The organism is Flavobacterium panacis (genome assembly GCF_024649945.1).
Taxonomy (GTDB): Bacteria; Bacteroidota; Bacteroidia; order Flavobacteriales; family Flavobacteriaceae; genus Flavobacterium; species Flavobacterium panacis.
This window is the reverse complement of sequence record NZ_JANKMS010000007.1, coordinates 173,091-185,552: the sequence shown is the minus strand read 5'-3', so window position 1 is coordinate 185,552 and position 12,462 is coordinate 173,091. Positions and strand designations below refer to the sequence as shown.

General features: G+C 32.1%; 14 protein-coding genes. 10 read left to right on the top strand and 4 right to left on the bottom strand.

The genetic code is table 11. The annotated features are described in order from the left end of the window. Positions 1–18: 18 nt before the first annotated feature. From NQQ59_RS15835 to NQQ59_RS15825, 3 genes are all read right to left on the bottom strand, one after another. Positions 19–639, bottom strand: coding sequence for a hypothetical protein (locus tag NQQ59_RS15835; RefSeq protein ID WP_144218505.1), 621 nt, complete (start codon positions 637–639; stop codon positions 19–21). 42 nt (positions 640–681) lie between these two features. Further along, complete coding sequence (locus tag NQQ59_RS15830; protein ID WP_186296630.1) at positions 682–1,089, bottom strand: DUF2141 domain-containing protein; 408 nt, start codon at positions 1,087–1,089, stop codon at positions 682–684. A 361-nt stretch (positions 1,090–1,450) separates the two neighbouring features. Next, complete coding sequence (locus NQQ59_RS15825; protein WP_144218503.1) at positions 1,451–3,604, bottom strand: TonB-dependent receptor; 2,154 nt, start codon at positions 3,602–3,604, stop codon at positions 1,451–1,453. Between the two features lie 141 nt (positions 3,605–3,745). Between NQQ59_RS15825 and NQQ59_RS15820 the strand changes: the two genes are divergently transcribed. The 10 genes from NQQ59_RS15820 (at position 3,746) to NQQ59_RS15775 (ending at position 11,743) form a co-directional block, all read left to right on the top strand. Continuing rightward, positions 3,746–4,204, top strand: a complete 459-nt coding sequence (locus NQQ59_RS15820) for a DinB family protein (RefSeq protein ID WP_144218501.1) — start codon at positions 3,746–3,748, stop codon at positions 4,202–4,204. A 158-nt stretch (positions 4,205–4,362) separates the two neighbouring features. Next, positions 4,363–4,821, top strand: coding sequence for a YciI family protein (locus tag NQQ59_RS15815; protein ID WP_144218499.1), 459 nt, complete (start codon positions 4,363–4,365; stop codon positions 4,819–4,821). A gap of 29 nt (positions 4,822–4,850) precedes the next feature. After that, a complete protein-coding gene (locus NQQ59_RS15810; protein WP_144218497.1) occupies positions 4,851–6,341 on the top strand; it encodes a hypothetical protein in 1,491 nt (496 codons plus the stop codon). After that, positions 6,341–6,916, top strand: a complete 576-nt coding sequence (locus NQQ59_RS15805) for a sugar O-acetyltransferase (protein WP_144218495.1) — start codon at positions 6,341–6,343, stop codon at positions 6,914–6,916. The genes NQQ59_RS15810 and NQQ59_RS15805 overlap by 1 nt, the downstream gene beginning before the upstream one ends. After that, complete coding sequence (gene gloA2, locus NQQ59_RS15800; RefSeq protein ID WP_095931000.1) at positions 6,916–7,305, top strand: SMU1112c/YaeR family gloxylase I-like metalloprotein; 390 nt, start codon at positions 6,916–6,918, stop codon at positions 7,303–7,305. The genes NQQ59_RS15805 and gloA2 overlap by 1 nt, the downstream gene beginning before the upstream one ends. Before the next feature lie 241 nt (positions 7,306–7,546). Beyond that, positions 7,547–8,827 carry a chloride channel protein gene (locus NQQ59_RS15795; protein ID WP_144218493.1) on the top strand — a complete coding sequence of 427 codons (1,281 nt, stop codon included), beginning with the start codon at positions 7,547–7,549 and terminating at the stop codon, positions 8,825–8,827. Between the two features lie 88 nt (positions 8,828–8,915). Beyond that, on the top strand, positions 8,916–9,509 hold the full coding sequence (locus NQQ59_RS15790) for an HPP family protein (RefSeq protein ID WP_144218491.1): 594 nt from the start codon (positions 8,916–8,918) through the stop codon (positions 9,507–9,509). Positions 9,510–9,637: 128 nt separating this feature from the next. Further along, positions 9,638–10,180 (top strand): IS1096 element passenger TnpR family protein, encoded by a 543-nt coding sequence (locus NQQ59_RS15785; RefSeq protein WP_144218489.1) that lies wholly within the window; start codon positions 9,638–9,640, stop codon positions 10,178–10,180. Between the two features lie 100 nt (positions 10,181–10,280). Continuing rightward, positions 10,281–10,640 (top strand): four helix bundle protein, encoded by a 360-nt coding sequence (locus tag NQQ59_RS15780; protein ID WP_144218487.1) that lies wholly within the window; start codon positions 10,281–10,283, stop codon positions 10,638–10,640. Positions 10,641–10,684: 44 nt separating this feature from the next. Continuing rightward, entirely contained in the window at positions 10,685–11,743 is a 1,059-nt protein-coding gene (locus NQQ59_RS15775; RefSeq protein WP_144218485.1) for a nucleoid-associated protein, read from the top strand. 86 nt (positions 11,744–11,829) lie between these two features. Here the strand turns inward: NQQ59_RS15775 and NQQ59_RS15770 are convergent, their stop codons facing one another. Further along, complete coding sequence (locus tag NQQ59_RS15770; RefSeq protein ID WP_144218483.1) at positions 11,830–12,411, bottom strand: TetR/AcrR family transcriptional regulator; 582 nt, start codon at positions 12,409–12,411, stop codon at positions 11,830–11,832. Between the last annotated feature and the right edge of the window lie 51 nt (positions 12,412–12,462).

Here is a 12,462-nt window from a genome sequence, read left to right as displayed (position 1 = left end):
CTGTTTAATATTGTTTTATTATTTACAAGTTTTTTGGATTTCCAAAGCTCTCTCTAATCCCCATTTTGGAGAAAAAGGTGTTGCTGGTTTAAAATTATTAAAAAGTTCAATAGATTTATCAACTTGCGCGCACAAAGGTTTTGTGTCAACTCCTGTCCATTTTGCACCTCCTAATTGATAATCTGCTTCGCCAAAAACCGCTCTCGGATTGTTCGGATCTAATGCTTTTGCTTTTGCATAAGCTTCCATTACTTTTCCAGAATATTTCATTCCGTTTGTCATTGGATCTGCTACAACATAACCTGTATAAATTAAAGCCTGCATTACATACAATTCGGAATTGGTTTGGTCTTTTATCAATTCTACATCTAAAGCATCTTGTGCTTTTGTCAATAACAAATCGATTTTTGTTTTGTCTTTTTCTGTAAATACTGCCGTAGTGTTAATCAAAGCAATATAATAATTTGGCAAATAACTGTTTTTCTCTGCTGCTGCAATTCGTTCAAATAATTGAGAAGCTTCTGTATTTTTTCCTTCTTTCCAAAGTCCGAAAGCTTTCGTCATTCCTTGTTCAAATTGTGTTTGAGCTGAAGCTATTACTACAACAAATAGTGCGATTAATGTGATGATCTTTTTCATTTTATAACTTATTTAATGGTTTTGTTTATAGGATTAGTTATTTTAGAATACAATTTCAATTTTAGAATCTTTGCTGACATCAAATTTAGCATCTTTATACGAAGGCGGTCCCATAAATCCCTTTGCATTGTTTGAAGCCGCATAATCTTCTGATGGAATTCCCATAGCATTTCTGTCCAATTTTCCGTTGTTGTTTTCATCGTGATAGGTTGAAATCGCATATTCACCAGCAGGAAGATTTTCCAATGTTACCACTGCTTTGTTATTTTTAATTTCAGAAGCAAGGCTTTTGTAAGTTGTTTTAAGAAACGTTCCGTCAGAATTATATAATCCAACTTTGACAACTCCTGTGTTGTTTTTTACACCTGAAACAGCAACAGTTAATTTCACATTTTGAGCAGACATTAAGCTACAGATAAATAAAATAGTTATGGTAATAATTTTGGTCATGATTTCTTTTTTTAAGTTACTAAGGTTCTGAGATTCTAAGGTTCTAAGTTTTTTGATTTTGATTGAAACTCTTTTTTTTTAAGGCTCAAAGATTCAGAGAGACAAAGTGATAAAGATTTGATTTTCTAATTATTAAACTTTGAACCTTTGTCACTTTCTATCTTTGTCTCTTCTAATTTATACTTCAAAAGTATATTGGTTTTTAGTCTTTTAAAATTAAATGATACTGAGTTGTTGATTTTTGATGATGAATTGTTTTTTTTAAAGAGACAAAGGTTCAGAGGGACAAAGTGACAAAGGTTTCTTTGCGAATTTCAGACAGCCTTTGTCCCTTTGTGCCTTTGCCACTTTGCTCCTTTTTTTAAAGATTCTTCAACTGATTCTCATTTTTATTCTGACTGATCGTCCAGAAGAAACCTACGAAGAAAAATCTGTCTGCAGTTGGGACTACGGCTTGTCTTTGATACACTCCACTTGGATCTGGGTTTCTGGCATAATCGTATCCGAAAACATTTTTTGTTCCTAAAATGTTCGAAACAGAGAAATAAAGGATTTTTTGTGTGGTTAGTAAATAGGCCCAGTTAAAACTCAAACTATTGTATGATTTTGTTTTTCCATTCATAAACTGCGTCTGATTTGGATCATTATATGGACGCCCTGAACTGAAACTGTTTGTAAAACCAATTTGTGATTTCCAATCTGTAATGAAATATTTTGTTACAACAGATAAATTATGATTAGCTACAAAACTTGGTGTTACCATACTTGGAAAGTTTTTATACTGTCTCTCTGAATCGATGTAAGAGTAAGAAATCCAATATTCTAAGTTCTTGTACAAATTACTATCTCTCCAAAGCAAATCGAATCCTTTTGCATAACCCGATCCGTTATTATTGAAAACTGAATTATACTGAATATCTCTTGTATCGTATTGAACCAAGTTGTTGTAATCTTTATAATACAACTCTGTTCTAAGCAATTGTCCTGGTTTTGAAAAAGTATAATTCAAAATATAATGCCTTGCTTTTTCGCTTTCAAACTGATGGTATTTTGAATATTTAATATAATCTACAACCGGGGTCTGTGTGAAATCTCCGTAAGCGAAAGAAAATTGACTACTTTTTGAAAGTTTATATCCTAATGAAGCTCTCGGAGCAATTTCGTTTTCATTTAACAAACTATTATTTGAATATCTTAAACCTACTTTTAAAGCCAGTTTGGTAGAAAATGAAATATCTCCTTCAGCATAAGATGCAAAAATATTAGAATCGTAACCGTTTTGGACAGCTGTAGTACTAGCAATATCTTCATTGTATTTCGTAATAAAATAATCAGATCCAAAAGACAATCTAAAATGATTGGATACTTTTTTTGACAATTTTAGTTTTAGCTGCGCTGCATTTTCCTGACTGTCAATTCCGGTAACATCATATTTCAATTTATTTTTACTATAACCGTAACTGATTCCTGATGTTAACTGCCATCCTGGTCCAATACTTCCTTTGTAAGATGAATTCAGATAGAAGTTATTATTGTTCATATCCGTTCTGATCGGATTTTCAAAATTGACATTTTTCTGATTTAAATCGAATCTTTCAGAATCGAAAGAAGCGTACAATTTGAAGATCCCATTTGTAAATTTATATCTGTAAACCGTTTCACCTCCTAAAGACTGATACGGATTGTTCCAATCTACATTTTGAGGAATAACCGCCTGATAAGGTGCCAGATTAACATACATCATATTGACACTCAAAGAACTTTTATTCCATTTTTGTGTGTTTCCTAAACTCAAACCAACTGTCATCAATCCGATATCAGTTTTTTCGTGATCTTCTTCGTCCTGAGTATTCAAAAGCAAAACACTTGATAATGCTTCACCGTATTCAGCAGAATAACCTCCTGTAGAAAAAGCGATTCCACTAAACAAGAAAGGAGAAAATCGGCTTCTTGTTGGCAAATTATTAGTCGTTGCACCGTATGGCTGAGCTACACGAATTCCGTCTACAAAAGTTTGCGTTTCGTTTGCTTCACCTCCACGTACAAACAAACGTCCGTCTTCACCTACGCTTTGTGTTCCAGGTAAAGTTTGTAAAGCGGCAACAATATTTCCTGCAGAGCCTGCTGTTGTAACAATATCTAAAGGTTTTAAAACCGACACTCTTGCTTTATCACCAGATTCTAAAGTTCCTGCTGTAATCACAACTGCATCTAAAGAATTCATGTTTTCTCGCAGTTTTATGGTTTGATTTTTATAATTGGTAACATCTATTTCAGTTTTGAATGTTTCGAAAATTAGAAAGCTAACCACTAAAAATTTATTTCCAGTTTCTGTAGTTTCAAAAGAAAACTCTCCCGTTTCAGAACTTGTCGCTCCGTCATAAGTTCCGTCAATATAAATGTTAGCTCCTACAACTGGTTTCCCTTTTGGATCTGTTACTTTCCCTGAAATAATATTCTGGGCAAAAGTAAAAGCACTTAACAATAATAAAATAAAAGTAATTCTGGTTTTCATGATTATTGGTTTTTGATGAAGCAAATGTATTTTAACAATTCCTGTTAAAAAATATATAATAACCCAATTGTAGAATTTTAAGGATGAGTTGTAAATGAACTTATTTGTATCTTAGCTAGCAATTCCAAAAAATTACCATCTATGTCAGAAAGTACTAGAATTTCAAATTTATATCAATCCATTTATAATGGAAATCCTTGGCTGGAAGTTAATCTAGCTAACACTTTACAAAATGTAACCGCTGAGCAAGCGTACAGAAAAATAAATCCAAACCTGAATACGATTTGGGAAATTGTGAATCATTTGATTCAATGGAGAAGAAACATTTTAGAGCGTATGCAGGGAGAAGTTATTGTTACGCCAGACCATAACTATTTTGTTCCTGTTCTAGATCCTTCTGAAGTGGCTTGGGAACAATCGCTGCAAACATTGGCAAAATCTCAAGATTCGTGGACTGCTTTTTTTGAAAGTTTTGACGATGCTGATTTAGCGAAAATTTACGTGAATAATGGTCATAGTTATTACGAACATCTTCACGGAATTATTCAGCATGATGTCTATCATTTAGGTCAGATTGTGATTTTGAAGAAATTGCTTTAATCGTATTTAAACACATAGAAACATAGATTTTTTATTTCTAGAAAAGAATATTTTAGAAAATCTAGATTTTACACATAGCTCTATGTGAATGTATGGAAATGAAATGCCTTCAACACGTTTTACAACTATGTTTCTATGTGTTAAAACAAAAAAAATATATGAAAACATCCATTTTTATTCTAGCATTTTCACTTTTTACAACAATCGGATTTTCTCAAGAAACCGAAGTAAAATATGATGAAGCATTAGCAAAATCACTTCACGCCGACGAATACGGAATGAAGAAATATGTTTTTTGCCTTTTAAAATCTGGAACCAATACAACAGCATCCAAAGAAGAAACCAAAAAATTATTTGAAGGTCATATGGCTAATATTGGAAAGCTAGCCAAAGAAGGAAAACTGGTCGTTGCCGGACCTTTTATGAAAAATGATAGAAATTATCGTGGCATTTATATTTTTAATGTTGAAACCATAGACGAAGCCAAAGCTCTTGTTGCAACTGATCCCGCGATAAAAGCCAATTTACTCGAAGCCGAATTAACTCCTTGGTATTGCACTGCCGCATTACAGGAAATTCCAAAAATACACGACAAAATCGCCAAGACGAAAATGTAATCACTTCTCTAATTCAATTCAATAAATAAATGAGCAACTTAGCCCTAAAAGTTTTAAAAATTATAGCATTTGTAATGCTGTTTTTTATAATAAGTTGTTCAAAAAAAAAGATTAGTGAAGTATCTGATGAAACCAATATTGTAGTAAAAAAAATAGAAAAAATTAATGTTGTAAAGGGATCTGCTGTAGGTTATGGAGGAATTAGACCCGAACAATATGATAATTTTGAAGAACTGAAGAAAATTGCTTCAAAAGAAGAATTGTTACTCTTAACTGACCATCCTAATGCTGCTGTAAGATGTTATTCATTTTGGGCTTTAGGTAATTATAAAAATTTTGATTTATTTTCATTAGTTAAAAATCATATCAACGATAATGCTTTAGTAAAAACTGAATTTGGTTGTATGATTTCTACTGAGAAAGTAGGAGATTTTTATATCAATCTTGTTAATCCAGAGTATGAAAATTCAGAAATCAGACAACTAGATAAAGATGAATTTTCAAAAATAGAAAAAATCTTAATCAATCAGAAAAACAGTCTCAATGCACTAAATAATGCAATTGAAAAGGCAATCCCAACAGAAGCTTTATATCCTAAATTACGTTCTCTAGTTATAAAAAATCATAATCAAAATGCTTTAGTTACTTTATCTAAATATAAAAATCCAAACGATATTGAACTAATTCTTAACAATAGAGACAAAGATTTAAACGATGATGGAGAAAGTGGTTATTTTTTTACTTACCGAGCCATCCAAAATTTTCCCGATCCGCATTTTTTTCCCTTTTTAGAAAAGAGATTATATGAAACTCTCGATAATGATCATTTCTCTAATGAATGGCTTGAAATGTATGATGCAATTGCTGCCTATAAAAATGCTGATGCATTGGAGTTATTAAAAATTCCTTTTACAAAAGTTCAGCATCAAAACATCAAAGAATATCATATCAAATTTGTGTATGAAGCAATTTTAGCAAATAAATCTCAGTTATATAATGATTTATTATGGAGAATTTGGCAGAACGAACACATTATTACTTTGGATGGTTTTAAATATCTTTTGCTACTAAATAGTACTAAGACTTTAGAGCTTGCTAAAAAGGAGCTAATGCCAAATTATCAAATTAAAAAGACAGAAAAAAAATCTCAGACTAACCCAAAAATGTTTACTGAGAATTTAGAAGAAACTTTACTAAATTTCATTCTCTTAAATGACAAGTCTTTTGCTTATAATGTTATCAAAGAAAAAATTGCAAATGCCTATGTTAATGATTTTGAAATTTATTGCTCAAAGATTTTAGAACTTCATGATTCTTCTTTTACAGGCAGTCTTTTTCAAAGATTAAAAAATGAAGATAATCCTCACGTTTATTTGCAAATTGTAGAAACATTAATTTCTTTTAAAAATAATGCTATCAATAAAAAAATATTAGAAGCAAGAAATTATAATAAAAATATGAATGAAGGCTGGGGAAGCGATTCTTTAGATGAAATTCTAAAAAAGAATAAGATTAAGTAATGAAAACAGAAAAAGAAAAAATGATCTCAAGCGAATATTATAACGCTTTTGATCCAGAATTAGTGAAAGGCCGTCGCGCCGCAAAAAATCTTTTACATAGTTTGAATGTAAAAGAATACAGAGTGACTAAAAAAGCAAAAGAAATCCTGAAAGAACTGATTCCAAATAAAGGAGAGGGATTTTACATCGAACCTCCTTTTCATTGCGATTATGGTTATAATATTTTCTGCGGGGACAACGTTTATTTCAATGTAAATTGTGTTGTTCTAGACTGTGCGCCAGTAAATATTGGCTCAAATGTTTTTATTGCGCCAAATGTTCAAATTTATACGGCTTCACATCCGCTTAACGCTGAATTAAGAAAAACACTTGAAAATGCTTATCCTGTAACCATTGGAGACGATTGTTGGATTGGAGGAAATTCGGTTATCTGCCCAGGCGTAACCATCGGAAAAGGTTGTGTTATTGGAGCTGGATCTGTGGTTACGAAAGATATTCCAGACAATTCGTTGGCAGTTGGAAATCCGGCAAAAGTTATTCGAAAATTAAATCAAGAACCTGAACAAGAAAAATAATGCTTACTCTTAATAAAGTCCATCATATTGCCATTTTATGTTCCGATTATGAAAAGTCGAAACACTTTTATACTCAGATCTTAGGTTTAACAATCATTAGAGAAATCTATCGCGAAGAACGCCAGTCGTATAAATTAGATTTGGCTTTGAATGGTTCTTATGTCGTGGAATTATTTTCCTTTCCAAATCCGCCGCAAAGACCTTCACGTCCAGAAGCAGTTGGTTTACGTCATTTAGCTTTTGAAGTAATTAATTTAGAAGAAACAATTGCTTTTTTGACTTCTAAAAACATTGAATCAGAACCCATTAGAATTGATGAAACGACCGAAAAACGTTTTACTTTTATTGCTGATCCTGATTTGCTTCCAATAGAATTCTATGAGAGATAATTAAGTCATTTTTTTAATCTCGCAAAGTCGCAGAGTCGCAAAGAATTTACTTAAAAAACTTTGCGACTCTGCGACTTTGCGAGCAATTTCTCTTCAATATTCCATTTAAATAGCTTGAAAGATTTTTCCTGTTTATATGAGATTTAACACACTAAAATGAAGATTTCCTAGAAAAAACCGAATTTCATGCTTAAATTTGTAACCCGCAGATAAAAAAATGCGGATCTTCAAATTTATAGTGATGAACAAAACGGCGCAAATCAAAAAAAATCATCAATTAATCAAACTCCGAAAATTAGTTATTGTTTCTATTTTAATTGGCTTCTTATCAGCCTTTCTCGGAATTTCACTTAAAAAAATAACCGAATATTACGAAGAAATCTTCTTCCATGAAGTATCGGTTCACCCAGTATTTTACATCGTATTTCCAGTTTTCGGATTATCGGTAATTTATTTTTTAAGACAATATCTTTTTAAGAAAAAAGAAAACAAAGGAATCAAAGAAGTTTTTGAAAGTACAGCATCAAAATCTAAAAATCTTCCTTCTTATAAAATTCCATCTCACTTCATCAACGGATTATTAACGGTTATTTTTGGAGGTTCAACAGGAATTGAAGTTTCTACAGTTGTCGCTACAGCAACCATTGGTTCTGTTGCCCACGAAAAAGAAAATGTTTTCCGTCAATACAAAACAGAATTAATCTGTGCGGGTGTTGCGGCAGGTGTTACGGCACTTTTCAGCAGTCCGATTGCAGGAATTTTATTTGCTTTCGAAGTGATTTCTAGAAAAGTTACTCGAGCATTTATCATATCAAATGTCATTGCAGTTTCTATCGCTTTTGGTTTATTGACCATTTTAAAAGAAGAACCATTGTTTGCAGTTTCAATCGCAACATGGAATTTAAAAGCAATTCCATACTTTATCCTTTTGGGAATTTTAGCTGGAATGAATTCAGTTTATTTAACAAAATGTGTACTATTCTTCAAATCACAATTTGGAAAAATTGACACACATTATTACAAAATCATTTTAGGATCAGCAGTTTTGAGTCTTTCTTTATTCTTTTTTCCACAATTATACGGAGAAGGTTATCATGCTATCAAAGGAGTTTTTGGAAATGCAGCTCAGGCTCAATTAACCATAACATTAGCCCTGACATTTATTGCCATTTTAATTCTAAAACCAATTGTTACTTCTATAACATTAGCTTCTGGTGGTGACGGAGGTGTTTTTGCACCAAGTTTATTTATTGGAGCATTCTTAGGATTACTATTAGCTTCTATTTTAAATAGCTTTTTTCATGTAAATGTAATTCCAGTTAATTTTATGATTATCGGAATGGCAGCAGTTCTTAGTGCAAGTATTCATGCTCCTTTTACAGCAATTTTCTTGGTTTGTGGCTTAACAAATGATTACACCTTGTTTTTCCCAATTTTGGTAGTTTGTTTGATCTCAAAATATACAGCAAAAACAATTTATCCGTATACTGTTTACAGTTATTCGCCAAGTTTAGTAAAATAATCTAATCTAGAAATCTACAGATTAGAGATTAAAAACATACTTCAAAGTATATTTAAAAGCATAACGAGAAAAATAAAATACCACAATAATGCCAACTGAAAAAATAAGAAGAAGCTACCGCAAAACACGTTATATTCTTTATAAAGAAACCTTAATTGATTCTAAAGAACATTTTTGGTCTTTTTTAGGTTCTTTTGTCGGAATCGGTATTTTGGCTTATGTACAATCGATACATTTTTCTGGCCCTGATGCAGTCTATTTAATTGGTTCTTTTGGAGCATCGAGTGTTTTGGTTTACGGAATTATTCAGAGTCCATTTTCTCAGCCTAGAAATCTGATTGGCGGTCACTTAGTTTCTGCTATTGTTGGTGTAACCGTTCATAAATTGGTTCCAGACATCATGTATATTGCCGCTCCTTTGGCAGTTTCTATCGCTATTATATTAATGCAGATTACCAAAACGCTTCACCCTCCAGGTGGCGCAACAGCTCTAATTGCTGTAATCGGAACTGAAAAAGTAAAAGCATTAGGTTATATGTATGTGCTTTCTCCGGTTTTAGTTGGTGTACTGATTTTGTTTCTAACGGCTTTGATTTTTAATAATATGACGCCAAGCAGAAGTTATCCAAGCAATTATCACAAACATTATCATAAGATTCGAAAAAGACTGGCAAGAAAGTAATTTCTTTTTTTATTGAAAGTCAAACTATTGAAAATTAACTTTCTAAAATCTTTTCAACAAATCACGATTCGTGATTCGTATTTCATTTTTTATATTTTACCTTTGACCTCTCAATAAAAACAAAGATTATGGTTTATAAATTTAGAGTAATTCTAGACGCCGAAGAAGATATTTTCAGAGACATTGCTATTCTTGAGGAAGATACACTTGAGGATTTACACAATGCCATCTTCAACGCTTTTGGCTTTGACGGATCAGAAGTGGCTTCATTTTATACTTGTGATGATACTTGGAATCAAGAAGATGAAATTCCGCTTTTTGATACTGGAGATGTTCCTGGCGAAATGAGAACCATGAACGATTATCCATTATCTAGTATTTTAGACAAAGAAAATACAAAGATTATCTACGTTTATGATTTCATCAGCATGTGGACTTTCTTAGTTGAATTGGCTGCTATCGAAGATGAACAAGTTGGCGTTACTTACCCAGAAACTTTGTTCTCTCATGGTGAAATGCCAGCAGACGCTATCGAAAAAAGCTTTGAAGCCGATGACATGCACGACGATATCTACGGAGAATTTGAAGACGATTTAGACGAAGACGATCTTGACATGTTCGAAGGCGATGACAGCTTCGAAGATTATGGATTTGAGGAGAATTGGAACTAGCGTTAAGTTGCTAAGTGCAAAGATTCTAAGATTCTGAGTTTTCCTTCTGCTTTTGAGGGATTTTTCTTATTTTTAAATTTAATTATTTAAAAATAAATGGATGAGTCATTTTAGAAAAATATTGGTTTGGCAGAAATCAATTTCCTTAGTTACAAAAATTTATAAAACAACTCGAACTTTTCCAAAAGAAGAAACTTTTGGATTAACTTCGCAAATACGTCGAAGTTCAGTATCAATTCCAAGTAACATTGCAGAAGGATCTGGAAGAGAAAGTAATAAAGATTTTTTACGATTTTTATACATTTCTCTTGGTTCTTTATTTGAAATGCAAACACAACTTGAAATTGCAAAAAACATCATTTACATAAACGAAGAAGAATTTAACCATTTATACGAGGATAGTCGAGAGATTGAAAGAATGTTAGCGTCATTAATTAAAAAAATAAAAGACACTATCTAAAAACTTAGAATCTTAGAAACTTAGAATCTCAGTAACTCAAAAGTATGATCAACTTATTCAACACCCACATCGACACGCTTTCGATACATCGCGTAGGAAACAAAAGCCGTAACGAAGCTATTTTTTTATCAGAGCAACCATTTAATTTAAATGATGAGATTGTTCCTTTGATAAAAGAATTCTTTTTTAAGCCTTTTAGAGAGAAAGAAGAAAACTATTATCAGTTTGCACACGAAGTGGACTTGGACTACAACGACATGTTTAAATATGCAACTGAGATTTTTAATAATCCGGCAAATGTGCATGAGATTTCTAAAAGAATCACAACACATTTATTTGAGCAATCCAACCATCCGCACATTAAAAATGGAGAGGTTTACGTAACGTATTTAACTGGTTTAAGTATTGACAACAATGTAGTTGATGCAATCGGAATTTTTAAAAGCGAATTACAGGCTGACTTTTTACAGTTTGAAGAAAATGGCAGTAACCTTGAAATGATCTTACAACAAGGAATCAACTTGAGTAAATTAGACAAAGGTTGCTTAATCTTCAACTTTAAAAAAGAAGAAGGCTACAAAATCTTAACTGTAGACAGTAACCGTTATGATGCGCGTTACTGGTTAGAGCACTTTTTATCTGTTGACGCTTTTGAAGATGAAAATTTCATCACTAAAAAATATTTAAAGTTCTGTCAAAACTTCGCAAAAGACGTGGTTTTGCCAGCAGAAGACAAGAAAGAGGAAGTAATGTTTATGAACCGATCTGTGAATTATTTCGCTAAAAATGATCAGTTTGAAGAACAGAATTTCTTGAATGAAGTAATTGATAATCCTGATTTGATCCCTGAATTTAAAAACTATAAAGTTGATAAAGGAGAAAAATACAGCATCGAAGATGTTACCTCATTCCCTATCGCCAACGCAGCAGTTTCTGACGCTAGAAAATCGATTAAAAACGTAATTAATTTGGATACTCACATTCAGATTAAAATGGATTTCATCAATCCTGAAAGTGCAGAAAAATTTGTTGAAAAAGGCTGGGATGAAGAAAAACAAATGTATTACTACTTAGTTTACTTCAACAAAGAAGAGAAAAGCTAAGAAGTTTTCATTTTCTATTACTTACTTAATACAGAAAACGGCAGTTACAAATGTAACTGCCGTTTTTTATTGTCATTATTTTGTCATTATAGGACAGAGAATACTGCTTTTACAATATCATCATAAACTTGTTTATTTCTTTCACCTGCACGAGCCAAAACCCGAATTCCAGAATAATTATTAAAGATGAATCGAGCCAAAACTTTCGCATCCAACTGCTTAGAAATATGTCCTGTCTCCTGCCCTTTTTTAACAGCATTTGTAAAAACTTCTTCCATGATCTGACTGTTGTTTTTTACAATCTTTGCAATCTCTTCGTCATGCATGGCCAGCTCAACAGAAGAATTAACCATAAAACAGCCTTTTGTAATTCGGTCTTCTAAACTCTCTATTACTGCCTGTTTAAAAATATCGCGTAACGTTTCTTTGACATTTTCAGATTTTTCTAAAAGATCTTTCACAACATCCTGAGCTTGTTCTTGATAACGTTGCAAAGATTTAGAAAACAATTTTTGTTTATCTCCAAAAGTATCATATAAGCTGGATCGACTTAATCCCAAATGCGTCACCAAATCCTGTGCAGAAGTTCCGTTGTAACCTTTGTGCCAGAAAATTTCAATTGCTTTGTCTAAAGCCTGATCTTCATTAAATTCTTTCGTTCTAGCCATTGCTTCAAAATTAAATTCATTTACAAAGATATTAAAAATACGGAACAATCG

Coding starts and splice junctions, on each gene's coding strand:
- NQQ59_RS15835 (WP_144218505.1), bottom strand. CDS start 639: ATGAAAAAGATCATCACATTAATCGCACTATTTGTTGTAGTAATAGCT.
- NQQ59_RS15830 (WP_186296630.1), bottom strand. CDS start 1,089: ATGACCAAAATTATTACCATAACTATTTTATTTATCTGTAGCTTAATG.
- NQQ59_RS15825 (WP_144218503.1), bottom strand. CDS start 3,604: ATGAAAACCAGAATTACTTTTATTTTATTATTGTTAAGTGCTTTTACT.
- NQQ59_RS15820 (WP_144218501.1), top strand. CDS start 3,746: ATGTCAGAAAGTACTAGAATTTCAAATTTATATCAATCCATTTATAAT.
- NQQ59_RS15815 (WP_144218499.1), top strand. CDS start 4,363: ATGAAAACATCCATTTTTATTCTAGCATTTTCACTTTTTACAACAATC.
- NQQ59_RS15810 (WP_144218497.1), top strand. CDS start 4,851: ATGAGCAACTTAGCCCTAAAAGTTTTAAAAATTATAGCATTTGTAATG.
- NQQ59_RS15805 (WP_144218495.1), top strand. CDS start 6,341: ATGAAAACAGAAAAAGAAAAAATGATCTCAAGCGAATATTATAACGCT.
- gloA2 (WP_095931000.1), top strand. CDS start 6,916: ATGCTTACTCTTAATAAAGTCCATCATATTGCCATTTTATGTTCCGAT.
- NQQ59_RS15795 (WP_144218493.1), top strand. CDS start 7,547: ATGAACAAAACGGCGCAAATCAAAAAAAATCATCAATTAATCAAACTC.
- NQQ59_RS15790 (WP_144218491.1), top strand. CDS start 8,916: ATGCCAACTGAAAAAATAAGAAGAAGCTACCGCAAAACACGTTATATT.
- NQQ59_RS15785 (WP_144218489.1), top strand. CDS start 9,638: ATGGTTTATAAATTTAGAGTAATTCTAGACGCCGAAGAAGATATTTTC.
- NQQ59_RS15780 (WP_144218487.1), top strand. CDS start 10,281: ATGAGTCATTTTAGAAAAATATTGGTTTGGCAGAAATCAATTTCCTTA.
- NQQ59_RS15775 (WP_144218485.1), top strand. CDS start 10,685: ATGATCAACTTATTCAACACCCACATCGACACGCTTTCGATACATCGC.
- NQQ59_RS15770 (WP_144218483.1), bottom strand. CDS start 12,411: ATGGCTAGAACGAAAGAATTTAATGAAGATCAGGCTTTAGACAAAGCA.